Origin of the sequence: Mesorhizobium sp. LSHC412B00, from assembly GCF_000503035.1 — a bacterium.
Classification (GTDB): Bacteria; Pseudomonadota; Alphaproteobacteria; order Rhizobiales; family Rhizobiaceae; genus Mesorhizobium.
The window spans coordinates 178,947-194,606 of the sequence record NZ_AYWB01000014.1 but is presented as its reverse complement, the minus strand read 5'-3'; the positions used below and the strand labels follow the sequence as shown (position 1 = coordinate 194,606).

11 protein-coding genes and 1 riboswitch are annotated in these 15,660 nt (G+C 58.5%); of the genes, 6 read left to right on the top strand and 5 right to left on the bottom strand.

The window, feature by feature from the left end:
- The first annotated feature begins 16 nt into the window (after nucleotides 1-16).
- A riboswitch (cobalamin riboswitch) is annotated at nucleotides 17-219 on the top strand.
- 94 nt (nucleotides 220-313) lie between these two features.
- Entirely contained in the window at nucleotides 314-2,665 is a 2,352-nt protein-coding gene (gene metE, locus X757_RS142520) for a 5-methyltetrahydropteroyltriglutamate--homocysteine S-methyltransferase (RefSeq protein ID WP_031251506.1), read from the top strand.
- A gap of 445 nt (nucleotides 2,666-3,110) precedes the next feature.
- Here metE and X757_RS142525 read toward each other — a convergent pair whose 3' ends face one another.
- Nucleotides 3,111-4,166 (bottom strand): cytochrome-c peroxidase, encoded by a 1,056-nt coding sequence (locus X757_RS142525; RefSeq protein ID WP_023727240.1) that lies wholly within the window; start codon nucleotides 4,164-4,166, stop codon nucleotides 3,111-3,113.
- Between the two features lie 911 nt (nucleotides 4,167-5,077).
- Between X757_RS142525 and X757_RS142530 the strand changes: the two genes are divergently transcribed.
- The gene (locus X757_RS142530) at nucleotides 5,078-5,431 is read left to right on the top strand and encodes a hypothetical protein (protein ID WP_023671848.1); all 354 of its coding nucleotides are present in this window, start codon (nucleotides 5,078-5,080) and stop codon (nucleotides 5,429-5,431) included.
- Nucleotides 5,432-5,568: 137 nt separating this feature from the next.
- Here X757_RS142530 and X757_RS1000000168145 read toward each other — a convergent pair whose 3' ends face one another.
- Nucleotides 5,569-6,651, bottom strand: a complete 1,083-nt coding sequence (locus tag X757_RS1000000168145) for a glycosyltransferase family 10 domain-containing protein (protein WP_198024426.1) — start codon at nucleotides 6,649-6,651, stop codon at nucleotides 5,569-5,571.
- A gap of 1,083 nt (nucleotides 6,652-7,734) precedes the next feature.
- On the opposite strand from X757_RS1000000168145, the gene X757_RS142535 reads away from it, so the two are divergent.
- Nucleotides 7,735-8,208, top strand: a complete 474-nt coding sequence (locus X757_RS142535; protein WP_023727239.1) for a MucR family transcriptional regulator — start codon at nucleotides 7,735-7,737, stop codon at nucleotides 8,206-8,208.
- A gap of 203 nt (nucleotides 8,209-8,411) precedes the next feature.
- Here X757_RS142535 and X757_RS142540 read toward each other — a convergent pair whose 3' ends face one another.
- Complete coding sequence (locus X757_RS142540; RefSeq protein ID WP_023671852.1) at nucleotides 8,412-8,624, bottom strand: cold-shock protein; 213 nt, start codon at nucleotides 8,622-8,624, stop codon at nucleotides 8,412-8,414.
- 371 nt (nucleotides 8,625-8,995) lie between these two features.
- Here X757_RS142540 and X757_RS142545 point away from each other — a divergent pair, with 371 nt between their 5' ends.
- The 3 genes from X757_RS142545 (at nucleotide 8,996) to X757_RS142550 (ending at nucleotide 12,483) form a co-directional block, all read left to right on the top strand.
- Nucleotides 8,996-9,223: a hypothetical protein gene (locus X757_RS142545; RefSeq protein ID WP_245275098.1), complete on the top strand. Its 228-nt coding sequence runs from the start codon at nucleotides 8,996-8,998 to the stop codon at nucleotides 9,221-9,223.
- A gap of 1,098 nt (nucleotides 9,224-10,321) precedes the next feature.
- The gene (locus X757_RS1000000165855; protein ID WP_023727237.1) at nucleotides 10,322-10,504 is read left to right on the top strand and encodes a hypothetical protein; all 183 of its coding nucleotides are present in this window, start codon (nucleotides 10,322-10,324) and stop codon (nucleotides 10,502-10,504) included.
- 521 nt (nucleotides 10,505-11,025) lie between these two features.
- Nucleotides 11,026-12,483: an NAD-dependent succinate-semialdehyde dehydrogenase gene (locus X757_RS142550; protein WP_198024425.1), complete on the top strand. Its 1,458-nt coding sequence runs from the start codon at nucleotides 11,026-11,028 to the stop codon at nucleotides 12,481-12,483.
- A gap of 52 nt (nucleotides 12,484-12,535) precedes the next feature.
- Here the strand turns inward: X757_RS142550 and X757_RS142555 are convergent, their stop codons facing one another.
- Both X757_RS142555 and X757_RS142560 read right to left on the bottom strand, forming a co-directional pair.
- Entirely contained in the window at nucleotides 12,536-14,539 is a 2,004-nt protein-coding gene (locus X757_RS142555) for a class I tRNA ligase family protein (RefSeq protein WP_023727235.1), read from the bottom strand.
- Between the two features lie 338 nt (nucleotides 14,540-14,877).
- Nucleotides 14,878-15,657: a phytanoyl-CoA dioxygenase family protein gene (locus tag X757_RS142560; protein WP_023727234.1), complete on the bottom strand. Its 780-nt coding sequence runs from the start codon at nucleotides 15,655-15,657 to the stop codon at nucleotides 14,878-14,880.
- Nucleotides 15,658-15,660 lie beyond the last annotated feature (3 nt).

Genomic DNA, 15,660 nt, shown 5'->3' with positions numbered 1-15,660 from the left:
AAAGAGCAGACTGCTGTGATTGTCTGCGTGTCGTGGTTCTCGCGTGCGGCGCTGCCGCAGCGGAGCTAAGAGGGAAGCCGGTGCAATGCCGGCGCTGCCCCCGCAACTGTTAGCGGCGAGCCAACCCCACTCATGTCACTGAGGCGAATACCCTCAGGAAGACGGGTAGAGGCTATGACCCCGCGAGCCAGGAGACCTGCCACGGCGAATTACGTCCACGGGCGGGGTGTCTCGGTGGCCGCTGCAAGCCGGCGTTCGTGCCGGCCTGCTAGCGCCTTCCTTGTCATCGGCGCCCCAACCATCGGGGTATGACATGACTGACTCTCAGGAAATTCCTGTAGCAACGCTCGGCGTGCCGCGCTTCGGTCGTCGGCGAGAACTGAAATTCGCGCTTGAAAGCTACTGGTCCGGAACATCGTCCGCTGGCGACCTTCTCACGACGTCGAAGGCGCTCCGTGCCGCTAGCTGGGAAGAGCAGCGCGATCGCGGCGTGTCGAAAATCCCGTCGAACGACTTCTCGCTTTACGACCATGTGCTCGACACCGCAGCCATGGTCGGGGCCGTTCCATCCCGTTACGGCTGGAATAGCGGCGAGGTCCCACTTGACATCTACTTCGCAATGGCGCGCGGCAACCAGGGTCAGACGGAGGATTGTGGACACGATGGTCACCAGGAGGAGGCTCATGGACCTGGTGTAACCGCGATGGAAATGACCAAGTGGTTTGACACCAACTACCACTACATTGTGCCGGAACTCGATGATGATCAGACGTTCGCCCTCTCGTCATCGAAGCCGGTCGATTACTTCCTCGAGGCTAAAGCTCTCGGCATTCACACACGCCCAGTCATCCTTGGACCCATCACCTTCCTCAAGCTTGCGAAATCGCCTGCCGAGGGGTTCGGTCCCATCGCGCTCCTACCGCGGCTGCTGCCCGTTTACGAGCAAGTCCTGCAGAAGCTGAAGCTGTCGGGAGCCGACTGGGTGCAGATCGATGAGCCAGCGCTTGTCCTCGATCTGAACCCGAACGAACGAGCTGCGTTCGAATTCGCCTATGGCCAGCTGTCGAAAGCCGCGCCCGAGCTGAAGATCATGCTGGCTACGTATTTCGGGTCGCTGGGAGACAATCTCGAAACCGCGGTTTCTCTGCCCCTGGCCGGGCTGCATATTGATCTCGTGCGCGCTCCCGAGCAGCTGGAAACGGTGGGTCGGCTCGCTCCGAAGGATCTGGTGCTCTCGCTTGGCTTGATCGATGGCCGCAACGTCTGGCGTGCGAACCTGCCCGCCATTCTCGACCGCATCAAACCGATCGTCGCCGGCTGGCCCTTGGACCGCGTCGAGATCGCGCCTTCTTGCTCGATGCTGCATGTGCCGATTGATCTGCGCATGGAGACGGAACTCGACGCCGACATCAGGTCGTGGCTCGCCTTCGCGGCCCAGAAGACCGACGAGCTGGTCTTGCTGGCCCGGGCCGTGTCCCAAGGCAGGGATGCGGTGGCAGGCGCGTTGAAAGCCTCTGCCGAGGCTGCCGCCACGCGCGTGACATCCACGAGGATCCATGACCCGCTTGTTCAGGGGCGGATCGCTAGCATTGAGGACAGCGCGAAGCGACGAGAGAGCGCTTTTGGCGAGCGCTCCAGAGTCCAAGCCGGCTCACTCGGGCTGCCGCCGTTCCCGACGACGACCATCGGGTCCTTCCCGCAGACGCCGCAGGTACGCAAGGCGCGGGCCGCTCATGCGAAGGGCCAGCTGAGCTATGTCGACTATGAGACGTTCCTGAAGAAGGAGATCGAGGCTGCAATTCGCTGGCAGGAAGAGATCGGGCTGGACGTGCTGGTGCACGGTGAGTTCGAGCGAAACGACATGGTACAGCATTTCGGCGAGCAGTTGTCCGGCTTCGCGCTCACCCAGCATGCCTGGGTACAAAGCTATGGGTCGCGCTACGTGCGTCCCCCCATCATTTTCGGCGACGTATCGAGGCGCAATCCGATGACAGTGCGCTGGTGGCAATTCGCCCAGTCGCTTACGGAAAAGCCCGTGAAGGGAATGCTCACAGGCCCAGTCACCATTCTCAACTGGTCTTTTGTTCGCGACGACGTACCCCGCTCCGAAGCCTGCCGCCAGATCGCGCTCGCCATCCGCGACGAAGTGACGGATCTCGAAAGATCCGGCGCAAGGATGGTCCAGATCGATGAGGCCGCGTTTCGCGAAGGATTGCCACTGCGCCAATCTGACTGGAAAGTCTATCTCGACTGGGCTGTCGAATGTTTCCGGATCGCTTCAACGGGTGTAAAGGACGCGACTCAAATTCATACCCACATGTGCTATTCGGAGTTCAACGAGATCATTCACGCGATTGCTGGAATGGATGCGGATGTCATTTCGATTGAGACGTCGCGCTCGAAGATGGAACTGTTGGACGCCTTCACGAGCTCCAAATATCCGAACGAAATCGGTCCCGGCGTCTATGATATTCACTCACCACGCGTCCCGGAAGTCGGCGAGATTTCGGACTTAGTCATGCTTGCCCGCGAGCGACTGTCCGACGGCCAACTGTGGATAAACCCGGACTGTGGCCTCAAAACACGCAAATGGGAGGAGGTCCGCCCTGCCCTCATGAACATGGTCGCTGCAGCGCGCGCGCTCCGGCAGAAAGTGCAGGCGTGAGGCTTCTCTTCCTCACCGTGTGGGGAGTTGCCGGCCGGCGGATGTCGGCCGGGAATATGCCAACCCGATCACACTCTTGAAAATAAGCCACACGGCGAAAATGTGCAATTTTCCTTCGGCACGTGTCCTCATCCCGCAGAAATATAAATGTGACACCACGCTATAGTATTGGTCCTTGGGAACATACAGGCCCCGCGCCTCGAACAAATCGTACACACGTCGTTTCTCAAAGTAGACTGCTTGGCATGTTCGCTCAGGCGGCGACAATATATGATGCTGCGCGTCTGTCCGCTTCCCCAGTTGATTTGCGCAGACTACGGGCGAGGTTGCAGGTTTCGGGTATTGCTAGCGTGTCCCGCCAATTCGGAGATGGACGTGGCAATTCGTGTGGCCCAAGTAAAAGCCGCAATCATTTTCGATTGCGACGTCCGCAGCCAGTTGGCCCTTATTTTCCTAAGATCTGCGTTACAGGCCGGGGCGTTGTCGCCGTTTCGGAGGGTAAGATGGGATAGGTGACCTCGGGTGCCTCTCCGGTCAGCGAGTTGAGGAAGGCAACAAGCAGATCAACTTCTTCGTCCGCCAGTACTACGCCAAGCTGGGTGGTCCCCATAATAGCGACGGCCTGTTTCAGATCCCAAACCTTGCCCGAATGAAAGTATGGCGCGGTGAGTGCAACGTTGCGCAGCGGCGCCACGCGGAAAACATAGTAGTCATCGGCTGCATTGGTGACCGCGAATCGGCCCTTGTCTTTGTCCGGCAGGACCTCGGCGCTGGGCTGTTCCACGAGGCCAAAGGGGAAATAGGCTTGCCCACCAACGTTGATGCCGGCATGGCAGGACGAGCAGCCTTTGTCCATGAAAAGCACCAGGCCCTGTTTCTGTTCGGAAGTCATGGCAACCTCATCACCATTCAGGAAGCTGTCGAACGGGGCAGGTGTGACCAGTGTCGCCTCGAAGGCTTCGATCGCCTTGGCGAAGTTGTCGAAGGTGACCCGATCGGCTTCAGCCGGAAAAGCTGCATCGAACCACTCGACATATTGCGGCATGGACTTGAGAGTGGCGATGAGTTGGCCCGGTGTATTGGCCATTTCGATCCCGGCTTGGACCGGTCCCTTCGCCTGAGCCTTCAGGTCTTCGGCACGACCATCCCAGAACTGGGCGATGTTGAAGACAGCGTTCAGTACAGTCGGCGCGTTGCGCTGTCCCTTCTGCCAACCATGGCCAATCGAGGTTTCGTGATTGTCGTCGCCGCCGGTGGCCAGGTTGTGGCATGAATTGCACGACAAGACGCCTGACGCCGAGACGCGTGGATCGAAGAACAGTGCCTTGCCGAGAGCGATCTTTTCCGGGGTGATCGGGTTATTGGCGACTGTCGGCGTGGTGGATGGCAAAGCCGTGAAGGTGGCCAATGCCGTATCTCTGAGGTCGGTGGGGATCGAATCCGCAGCAAAGGCGGTGGGTGCCAGCAAGGTGACAGCCATCGTACTGAATAGGATTTTCATAATTGGTCTTCCTGCGTCGTCCACGCAGCCATTATGCGATCTGCGGCTCATGAACGCCCTGAGCTAGATCAGCTTGAGGGAGAGGACGGGGTCTCACACCTGTTTTCGCAGCTGAGCTGGGACCCTCTTGGAAGTGATCGCTCTTCTCGATTGGACTTCAGGGAGGAGGAGTATCCCTGGTTGGCAACCGGTTTTATGGATCAAAGCACGCCCTGAGGGCGGCTTCGTAGATTCGGTCACTGCGATCTTCCAGCCAAGGTTGAGAAAGTCGACAGCATCCGCAAGACTGGCAATCTCTTGCACGATGTGCGCTGCACGCCTTGCGAAAAGTGAGCTTCTGAAGCGTCAGGGTTCATTCGTTCCTCCTGACCTGCTGATTGCGTGAATCGGCCTTGTCGACACCCGCCGACTGCACATTGTGATGTCACCAGCGATGGCGGTTTCAATACCTAAGCAGCGACGGTCTGTGCGACAGTATGGAGGTCGTAGCGGAATAGCCGTTCTGCCTTCATCGATCGTCACACCGGCATATAGCTCCGCTTCTACGAACATCCCATCACGCGAGGATGGCGCGGCGCTTGAGCAGGTCCACCCGCTGCAACTGCCTCACACCTTGATCCACAGATCCTAGGCGATGACCATGTTGTCGCCATCATTTGACGGGCGCGGGGCATTGGCTCATAAGCGAGCCACCGCAAACTGTGCGGTTGCCAGTGCGTAATGAAGTGAATTGGAATGATCTTCGGTTTGGGAAACACGCACGTCCGACGCAGCTTGCGTTGACAGAGGCGGTTTTAGGCGCAATAGCACCTCCGCTGGCCTATTTTGTGGAGTTCAATTGTGGTTCGGCCAAAGGCGCGGGGCGCCGGACCGGCCCCTTGTAAACGTAATCAAAGAGAGAGAGACCCTGCATGGAAGAAATCTTACCGCGCATCGCCACTGGTGCCGGCATCGGCCCGGCTGTCGCAGAGAAGGCCGTTGGGTTAATGCTGGGTTTCCTGCGGAGCCACGCGGCCGACGGTCCCGGCGCGCGCATGATCGAGGCCATTCCGGGAGCTTCGGAATTAGTAGCGAAGTATCATGGCGACGACCCAGAGGGTGGCGGCCTTATGGGGCTCGGGCAGCAATTGATGAGTGAGGGTCTCAGCATGGCAAAGATCGCCGCCCTCGCCAACGAGACGATCGCCTGCGCCAAGGAACATGCCGGCGACGAACTCGTGGACGAGGTCCTCAATTCCGTTCCTGGCCTTCCCCAGTTCGTCTGATTAGCGGCAGCCGGGGGCGCATGACCTTGTGCGCCCGTGCCGGCCCGTTTGCGCAGCAGGCATTCTCCGCCGGGCGTTCCGCACCGATCTCGTGAGACCACCAACCGCCGGGCACGCGAAGCGAGCGTTGGAGTACTTCATTCGTCTATCGAAAAATCAACTTCAGGCGATTCGATGTGTATAATTTCTGGCGGTAAGGGTTTATCCTGAACGCTTTCGATGAAGCCCGCGAGATAGGCAAACGTATTATATTTCTCGAGGACTAGCCGCTTCGCCTCTCTTATTGCGCCGCGACGTTCCTTCCAGAGGTCTGAGTTGATAATTTCTTGAATTTTTTGGATTACGTTCTTGTCCTCTGGGTCAATCAGAACCATAGAGTCCGAAGGGAAGAACCTCGTGATTGCCGGGCTGCCGTAATAGATCGGCATTGTTTCAGCGACGAAGCAGTCCATAAGCTTCTCTGTAAAATAGTAATCAGCACGAGTATTCTCGAACGCTATACTGTAGCGATAAGGTGCGAGTGCGTTCCATTTATCTCCAATCAGCCGAAAACCTCGGCCGAACAGGTCAAAATCGAGCTCCTTTCTTAGCCGTTCCAGAAACGCCAGCCGATACCGATGTCCTTTAAGCAGGGCGATGTTACTGGTAATCCATGAGAGCCGAAGTGGCTTATCCATGACTTCGCTGACCAGAAGTTGGTCATATGTCTTGTTTACAGACCAAGACCGAGTGATCGGTGGAGACAAAACGAATCTGCGAGCTGCATTCTGCCGAGCAACCAGCTCTGCGTCAGACGTCAGGACGATAGTATTTTTCCCCTGCCCTTCATGAAATGCACGATGAGCTTTCGTCGGCGGTTCGCCGATTGCAAAAATTGTCCTGTTGGGGCTCGCCTCGATATCAACAGGGAGCCCAAAAAGAGAAGCAGAGTTAAAGACAATATGCCAATCGGGCACGAAGGATGTCGTGCGTACAAAAGCGACATTGTTCCAGATTCCACCGCCCTTTGGAGTGAGGTGGTGGATTGCATCATCCAAAACGCCCCAAGAATCTAGACATGTAGCAACAATGGGCGCCGGGCGTTCCGTCAACAATTTGGCCGACAAAGCAGTTCCACTCCCTTCACTCGTGAAGGTACTCAATCGCCATTCAGGATTGCGGTAACATCGGGCAGCATAAACCTTCCTGGACCTGCTGTCGAGGCAATTGTCGCTTTGCACTTGACCAGGTTCTTCCTCGCTTCGTGTGGTGATTAGGCCGGCTGAGTGGCAGCATGCGTGCCTAGGGAGTTCGCAGCCGGCGCTGCCTAATGGTACGTTTGATCGTCTTCAGGCGGTTGATCAGCCCTTCCGCCTCGGCCGTTCTCCACGGCAGTTCAATGGCATCGCGAACGGAGTCAACGTCACGGCGTAGGACCAGACCGAAACGCGTGATGGCGATGAGCCGGGTGACGCCAAGTCGATCGAAGTGCCGAGCTTGCCCAACTCACAGGCCCCGCAAAATGCCGCGGAAGGGCAAGGCAAGCCTGCGCATAGTGGCAAACTCATGTCATCCCTGCTTCAGGACGTCGACCTTTCTGGCCTGGTTGATCGTCAGCACATCCGGAGGCTTCATGCAGAGGGCCTCGGCGACTACCGGCGAGATCACACGGCCGGTCGCGGCATTCTGTATGAGGACGCGTCGCTGGCTGGTTGATGCGTATGATTGATGCAGGCGGCTCACTGTCCTTGCCCGGCCTCTCGGCGCGGCGCCAACTTGCGAGAAGCCGCTCCAGATTCGAGAAGCTGCCGGTCGCCGCGTTGTTTGATTTCGTGGAACAGGTGTCATCCGCAGCCATTGCCGCCTCTCCAGGACCGGCTAAGAAACGCCTCGAAATACATTCATGCCCTAGGTTTATCAGCGGCGGTTCCCAGCCCCTTTGCAAAAGCGGCTCACCGGCGATGAACTTACATCACTTTGGCCATTGCCAATGAACGTTTGTTCCATCGTCCCTGACGCCCACCATCAACCGACCACTATCGCTCGATTTCACAGTCCAAAGAAGCAAGGCGAGACAAAAACAGCGCGCTTAGCCTCGAGGCTACTAGCGACTTCGGCGCTAAGTTAGAGCGGCACGCGCCACGCACCTCGGCAGGGTCGCCAACAACGAGTGGCTCAGCGGTCACGCCGCGAAATATGGCGCATCGATGTCGCTTCTGGACGAGCATTGGCAATAACGCAGTCAGAGACATTGTTGCTTTCAGCGGCAACCGGCCCTATGAAGCGACGCTTCGCTGACTATGTTTCACCGCCTGGAGAGTTTCATGACAGAAGAAGCCGGAAAAAACGTCGACACCCTCATTGAGCTTGCCGCCGATGTCGTGTCGGCCTACGTGTCCAACAATCCGATCCCGATGGGGGATCTCCCTGCCCTCATCGGCCAAGTGCATGCGGCTCTGAGAGCGACGGCCGGAGGTATCTCTGCACAAGAGCCGGTTGCCCTTACGCCTGCAGTCCCGATCAGGAAGTCGGTGACACCGGACTACATCATCTCCCTTGAAGACGGGAAGAAATTCAAATCTTTAAAGCGCCATCTGTCGACCCACTATGGGCTGACGCCGGGTGAATATCGGGCCAAATGGGGCCTGCCGGTGGATTATCCCATGGTGGCGCCGAACTACGCCGCGAAGCGTTCGTCATTGGCCAAAACGATGGGGCTCGGCCGCAAACAGAAAGCGCCGAAAGAGCCGGAAGCGCCGGTGCCGACGAAGCGAACTCGCAAGAAGGTCGCGGCTTGATTTCGGTCGTTCTGGAGCGTTGCATCCATCGGCTTAATCTGCGCGTCATATAAAAAGGCGGGGACAACCCCGCCTTCCTTTTAAACAACTTGTTTCATGAGGAATTCGCGACGCCTGCAGCAATCTGTTGGCCTCAGTTTTTGCTCGGTCCCATCGAGCGGCCGTGAGGACCTACGTGCCTACTCTTGCCAAGACGCAGGAGATCAACCAGCTTTGCTGAGGCTGCCAGCGGAGGACTTGCCAGTGCGGCGATCCTGCTCGATCTCATAGTTGATCTTCTGGCCGTCAGCGAGGGTCGAGAGGCCCGCGCGTTCGACAGCGGAAATGTGGACGAAAACATCCGGACCGCCATTGTCGGGCTGGATAAATCCAAACCCCTTGGTGCTGTTGAACCACTTTACCGTTCCAGTCGTCATATACTTGTTCCTTCTTCTACAATGCACGTGGGCGGCCATTAGGCCTGTCCGAGTCATAGCCGAGAGTTGGGCGCAGCAAAAAGCGAAAAATTGTTAAGCCCCGATCAGCTGGCGCACTCCATTGTGGGCGTAGCCGCCAGCAAGCACTGTCCTATACTACCGCTCGAGCGTGGCCGGAAGCGCCCAATTTCTTCCAACGCTCCTCAGCGCCACGTCGATGGCTCGTGTTTGGAGGCGCGGGACGTAAGGCCGACCGCTGCTCGTGCCGCCAGGTCAAAAGGCCGGGTAGTTCACGGAGCTGCCTTCGTGCATAACACCTTGGGAGCGCCTTAAGGAGTTTCGAGTTGGATTGTTTCAAGAGGGTCGAGGGGTTGATCGATGCGACCGGCGTGGAAGCGATCGATAGCGCGCGCGTTTTGCTGGACCAGTTCAAGGGCAAGTCAGAAACAATCGCCCAAGCGATTGACGACTTCCTGCTTGATTTCATGACCTTGCTGTTTGTGGTAGAAGCCACCCGCGAGCAGTTCCACAATCCGGCGAGGCGGTTAGCGCGCATCAGATTGAGCAAGGTCAGGCTGTTACTCACGCGATGCTCTTGACCTAAGCGACCAATCCGCCAAGCATGCATTTGCAGCCGAGCGCACCAGGCGGTATTTTACGCACATGAAATCAATCGCGACCGCCAAATTCTGCTGTTTGGTTCCCATGGACGACGGCAGGCGCGGACAGCTTCCGTGCTGCTTTCCTGCAGCGGCAAATGTGCTGCATGCCCCCATCCAAGGCGAGCTCGACGTTTGTTTCTTACCTTGACCAAGGTCCCGCGAAAACACTCCCTTTCCCGCAGCAACTCATCACGTTCAACGGCCTCGCGGCAGGCCATCACGCCAAAAGAGAGCAACGGCATCGTTTTTCCCGCCCAGTCCTACGACCTCGTTTTCCAGCGCCTCGCGAATGTCGCCACCCGCCGTTTTTTTTCAGGTCCGTCTTCGCGCGCGAGCTGGGTCCGCGCCCAATTAGCTACGCTGCTCACGCCTCTACCCTTCAGCACCGCCCGGTCTGACTGTCGAGGACATCGGTCCGCTGGACCAACATTTCAATTCTGACCGTCGGTGCAGCGGCCTTCGAAGCGCATCTTGTCCCCCTTCCCCAGCAGCGCGCCCAATCGTCTCCAATGAAGAAGATATTCTCAGCCGTGCTCGCGTCGCCTTCAGCCCTGTTCGATGGCCCACAATGTCGGATGCACAACATGTCAGACGGACTTGTCCACATGCCTCGAATGTTTTCTGATCTGGCACGGTGCATGCGTGGTCGTCCGCAAGGCGTCGCGATCAAGGAAAATCCCACCAATGACCATCCCCCAAGAACACCGCCGCCGGGTCTCCTGGGCTGATCCCAAGATGAGGCTCGAGTGAGCCTTGGCCGCATGATTCATCTGGCTCGGCCTGCCCGCCGATCCTCCCACGGGGATCGAAGACGCAGCCCGTTCAGGAAAATGAGGAACAAATCACTGCCTCGAAACTTGCCTTTCCAACCGGAGCCATCGATCGCCCCCTGGCTGCAAGGCATTCACTGCCACCGCCCTGGCCCTGGCGACGACCGCTCCCGCTCTGGCCGCCACCGACGGCGGCAAGATTACGGATTTCCTGCTCGATGATGGCATGGAACGGTCGACATGACCCCGCGCAAAGGTCACTCATATGATCTGGCACAAGGTCCGCAGCGCCGACGAGCCACCGGGCAAACCCGAACTTGCCCCTTCCCTCGAGCGTCTGATCTTTAGGGCGACGCCCAACCGCGCCGACAGCGAGTTCGACGGAGCCGTCTCAGTCAGCGGCTATAATACCGCCCTCACCGCCTATAAATCGCTTTGGGCGAGATGATGGGCTTCGAGGCCGCTAAACGACCATGATCTACAGCGAGCGAAACGCGATCCTGAAGGAGCGCCGTTGCCGCACAGAGACGAACTGCTGGACGGGAAGGTCAACGCGACGTTGCAGCCAATCAGGCCTACCGCATTCCGGTCAACGGCTGGAGGCAGGAGATGGAGAAGCTGAACGGCACCGACGCATTCACGATCTCCAACGGATACCGAACAACGCCGTGCTGGTGGTGGCCGGCGACGCAGAGCCTGAGATGGTGAAGGCGCTGGCAGCGAAGAGCTATGGAAAGGTTGCGCGCGGGCCAGACCTGCCACCGCGCAACCGACCGTCGAGCCCGACTAGTAGAACCGCTAGGCGTCTTGTAGCGAATTCAGATATTCTCCCTCCCACTTGTGTACCGTGGTCTGCTAGCTGTATGGCCGAGGCCCTATAAGGAACCTTTACGTCCGGAATACACACCCCACCGACTATATACACCTGCTGCGTTGAGGAGGAATCCGGTATTGCCCCTGTGCCCGCCGATGATCCGTCACCTGCGATCCCCTGACCTGTTTGGACCCATCGATCGCCTGCCTGCACTTGGCACGCGGATGGGCGAGCGGACACTTGAGGTTCTCAACCCGTCGACAGGCGAAGTGCTGGCAGAGCTACCCGATATGGGTGTCGAGGAGACATGCGCTGCGATCGACAAGGCCTATGTCGCGCAGCCTGGATGGGCAGGGTTTACCGCACGTGAGCGCAGCGACGTTCTATGGCGATGGCATCAGTTGATCATCGACCACGCCGACGATCTCGCTGCAATTCTCACCGCGGAGATGGGCAAGCCGCTTGCGGAAGCCAAATCGGAGATATCGCATGCTGCGGCGTATCTGCAATGGTATGCCGAGGAGGCAAATCGCGTCTATGGCGAGACGATCTCCGCACCATCGACGGACCGCCGAATGTTGGTGATCAAGCAGCCCATCGGGGTCGTCGGCACGATAACGCCATGGAATTTCCCAGCCTCGATGGTGGCGCGCAAAATCTCGCCAGCCTTGGCAGCGGGCTGCACGATCGTCCTCAAGCCCGCTGAACAGACGCCGCTCGTGGCTGGAGCAATGTTCGCCCTCGCCCATCAGGCAGGCTTTCCCGAAGGCGTCGTCAACCTGATCTATGCATCCGAAGGTGACGCGGTCGGCCGCGAACTTTGCACAAATCCCAAGGTCCGCAAGATCAGCTTCACCGGGTCTACGGAGATCGGGCGCCTACTCATGCGCCAGTGCTCGGACCAGATCAAAAAAGTCAGCCTAGAGCTCGGCGGCAATGCACCTTTCATCGTGTTCGATGATGCGGATGTCGATGCCGCAGTTGACGGTGCGATCCAGGCGAAGTACCGCAATGCCGGCCAGACCTGCGTTTCAGCGAACCGCCTTTACGTCCAGTCGGGCGTTCACGACGAGTTCGTCGAGAAATTCGTGGAACGGGCTCGCCTACTTCAAGTTGGTGACGGTTTCGCGCCCGGAGTGGACATCGGACCCCTCATCGACAAGCAGGCTTTGGCCAAGATTGAATCCCATATTGCCGATGCCGTAACTAAAGGCGGCGCAATTCGATGCGGGGGCAAACGCCTCGGCACGAATGGCACGTTTTTCCAACCAACGGTCCTGACCGGTGTCACCAGTGAGATGACCGTCGCGCAAGAAGAGACATTCGGGCCGCTCGCACCGATTATTCGCTTCAAAGATGCGGATCAGGTCGTGCGTGATGCCAATGAAACGATCTACGGCCTCGCGGCCTATTTTTATGCCTCCAACCTGAAGCGTGTCTGGCGTGTCGCCGAGGCCTTGGAATATGGAATGGTCGGGGTAAATACCGGCCGGATGTCTTCGGAAGCGGCGCCGTTCGGTGGGATAAAACAGTCCGGCATCGGTCGTGAGGGATCCCGCCATGGCCTCGAGGACTACCTCGAAATGAAATACCTCTGCATGGGCGGCATCTGAAGCATCGGCTTGCAGGTCGAGATTGGGACAGCTCACTGGTGCACCTTCGGGCTCATAGTGCTTCCTCCTCATCGAGATGAGGATTGCAGGACTTGGCGTAGAACACCAACACGGGTCTGAGATCAAAGCGCGTCCCGGGTGCAAGGCGCTGGACGGACCGGGGCCATGTTTCGGTTGAGACGCCATCGATGCCTCGCGCCAGCGTTCTGGCGAACCGGGGCATTAACGGCGCGACTGTCGGTGCCATGATCGCAGCGGCCGTCGTCTGAAGGGCTAGCGAAGTTCGATTGCGGGCGGGGTAGAAACATCGCGCAGCCGCATAGTCTCGCGCCCGACGGTAGATCACGCAATCGCGCACGAAATCGCAGGCCTGAGCGGCCGCGCGCCGGACCGAGAAGCCTTCGTCCGAATATGCCCGCTCCATCGCCGCGCGATAGATCTCTATCCGAGCAAAAAAGGCGCGGTCGACTGGGCTCCAGTCGCCTGCATCGGGTACACGGCCGGCAAAATCCTGCTTGATTTCCTGGTCCAACGCAACAAGCCAGTTCAGCCAAATCCCTTGGAAGACCTCCTTCTCGGTGCGGCGCAGCCCGTCCAGCGTGAAATCCGTCCGCTCACCTTCCGGGCGTGTCAGGCCCAAATGAAGGCGCACGACGTCGACTGTCTTTGGGCTCAGAACCTCCTTGCCCCAGACCGCATGGCGGCAGCTGGTTGAGAATTTCTTGCCGTCGAGCAGGTAGAACTCGTTGACGTGATAGCGAATGCGTGGCGTCCAGTGGGAGAAGACCTCGGCGTAAAGAGCGGGGTAGAGTAGCGCGTGGTAGAACGAATTGTCGAAGCCGAAGAAATGGACAATCTGCCAGTCGTTGCCGGGCATCTCCGCCTTCCAGTCGCGACCCATCGAGCGGCCGAGCGCCTGGATGTTGTACAGAAAACCGAATGCCATCTCCGGCCACACCCAGATCACTTGCCCCGGGAACCCCTCGGCCGGCAGGCCCCAGTCCGAGGGGTGGGTAATGGGCACTGAAAAGTCGCCGCGTTGGCGTAGGCGCGCGAAGAGGTCCAAGATCCGTAGCGGGGCGCCCGACCCCCTTAGATGCCGGTCGATATTGTCGTAGCATTGGTCCATGGCAAGTTCCGGACGGCGGAGGGAGCCGACCACCGGCGCCTCGGCAGACTGCCGTGACCGCGCTGCACCTAAGTCGTGGCAAAGGTTTGGGGCACCGCATTCCTCGCAGATGTTGCCAGCGGCGGAGCCGCCGCAATCGGGGCAGAGGCCGCCAACATCCGGCTCGTAAAGATAATGGCCTGTCACAGCATCAAAAAGCGCAGGGCTCTGGCGCAAATCTACCGCCGCGCTGCTCAGAAGACTCCGGAAACACGCGGTTTGGAACTCGCCGTAACCGTCATCGCCCATTGTGGCTTGGAAGCTGTGGACCTCACAATCGAGAAGTGCAAGCGTGGCGCGAATCTCGTCGGCGTAGTAGCGCGCCACGTTTGCAGGCGTCGATTGATCGGCATCGGCGCGTGTCGCGACGTAGCTCTGGTAATCGTCGCTTCCGGTCAGGTGATAGGCCTCGACTCCTTTCATGCGCAGGAAACGGGTATAGACGTCAGCGCCGAAATAGGGGCCAGAAAGATGCCCCAGATGCAGATCGCCATTTGGCGTTGGCGGCGTGGAGAAGACGAAGATTGGGCCGCGTGGAGCCGTGGTCTTTGCAGCGGCATCAAGGGCGGCCTCGCCGTCTCGCCAGTAGACAGCGACGAAATCTAGGTCTTTGTTTCCGTCATTGCGCAGCACATGCGCTTCAAAAGGGTGGAACAGAACGACATCGCCGGCCTCGACCGAGATTTCCCCCCGGTCGGTCCTGACATTGCCCGATCCTGACAGGAACACGAACGCCTCGATTTCGTCGTGCCGATGGGGCTCGGATGTGACGCCGGGTCCAACCTTTCCGAATGAAAACCCCGTGCGAGCGCTGCCCGTTCCAAGCGTGGCCGTGTCGATACCGAACGCCCGCGACAGTTCCGTTCGAGAAAACGTGTATTTGCGCATGACAAAGAACCTAAGCTGTTGAAGAGTGGGACGGACCTTCGGCTGCCAACGCAACAGCCTCAAATGCACTTCGTGGAGAGAAACGGCAGCCCGACCCGTTGGCGGCACGGCCAGGATAGTGCAGCTCTGGGCCGGCAAGCGGGCGACCAAGGGGGGCACTCGTCGGGCTGTAGGCGCACAGAAGACCGCCTGCGACCACCTTCGCAATCCACGTGCCAAAGCGTCGTAACGGGCTGCGGTCGATGCTCCGCGAGCCGCAAATCAGAACGCGATACTCCCCGCGCATTTTTGAGCGGTCGATCAGTTTCGTGTGCATGCCTCCGCCTGGCTGCGTGATCTCAATCGCGATAGAAAATGCCATTTGGGGGCTTGAGTTTGTCGAGATCGGCCACTTTGCCCTCGGGCGGGTTAAGGGCGCGCTTAAGCACGTTATATTCAGCGCGGGTCGGTCCACCGGTTGAAGCACGCTGGAACACCAAGTAGAGTGTCCGCCGCGAACGATTGCTTTTGTTCGGTCGTGAGTAGTGCGGTGCGTAATCGTCGAAGATGAAGATGTCGCCAGCCTTCCATACTACGGGTTCCCAGGAGAACATTTCGGCGACTTGAGGATCGATCACCCCACCGGCATCCATGGGAAACACCCCCTTCTTGTGGTTGCCGGGGCTGAAGAAAAGCCCGCCGTTTTCCTCGTCGGAGTCGTCGATGCCTATGGCAACCACCGCATGGACCATCCGATCCGGGAGTTTGTGTGGAATGTGATAAATGTCCTGATGCGGGAGATAGCCGCCGCTGTCGGGGTAGTGGAAAATCAGCAACTCCTTGAGCCTGCGCGAATCTTCGCCAAGCAACTCCTCGACCGCTGACTTTATGCGCTGATCTTCTAAGAGCAAACGACGCAATGGATCATGGAAGTCGAGAAAATTCTCCATCTTGGAGGTGATCTTTCGATTGTCCGTCGTCTTCTCGAACCACATGAGCCATTTGTCATCGCTGACGGCCCAGCGTGACATATCTTCGACAAAGGTAGAGATATCTTCCTGAGCCGCTGGATCGAAGAACCTTTCGAGCCTGACGTATCCGTCCTTCTGCCACTTTTCTCTTTGTGCATCAGTCAACATGCG

Excerpts from the sequence above, each read along its gene's own strand:
- metE (WP_031251506.1), top strand. The coding sequence starts at position 314 with ATGACTGACTCTCAGGAAATTCCTGTAGCAACGCTCGGCGTGCCGCGC.
- X757_RS142525 (WP_023727240.1), bottom strand. The coding sequence starts at position 4,166 with ATGAAAATCCTATTCAGTACGATGGCTGTCACCTTGCTGGCACCCACC.
- X757_RS142530 (WP_023671848.1), top strand. The coding sequence starts at position 5,078 with ATGGAAGAAATCTTACCGCGCATCGCCACTGGTGCCGGCATCGGCCCG.
- X757_RS142535 (WP_023727239.1), top strand. The coding sequence starts at position 7,735 with ATGACAGAAGAAGCCGGAAAAAACGTCGACACCCTCATTGAGCTTGCC.
- X757_RS142540 (WP_023671852.1), bottom strand. The coding sequence starts at position 8,624 with ATGACGACTGGAACGGTAAAGTGGTTCAACAGCACCAAGGGGTTTGGA.
- X757_RS1000000165855 (WP_023727237.1), top strand. The coding sequence starts at position 10,322 with ATGATCTGGCACAAGGTCCGCAGCGCCGACGAGCCACCGGGCAAACCC.
- X757_RS142550 (WP_198024425.1), top strand. The coding sequence starts at position 11,026 with ATGATCCGTCACCTGCGATCCCCTGACCTGTTTGGACCCATCGATCGC.
- X757_RS142555 (WP_023727235.1), bottom strand. The coding sequence starts at position 14,539 with ATGCGCAAATACACGTTTTCTCGAACGGAACTGTCGCGGGCGTTCGGT.
- X757_RS142560 (WP_023727234.1), bottom strand. The coding sequence starts at position 15,657 with ATGTTGACTGATGCACAAAGAGAAAAGTGGCAGAAGGACGGATACGTC.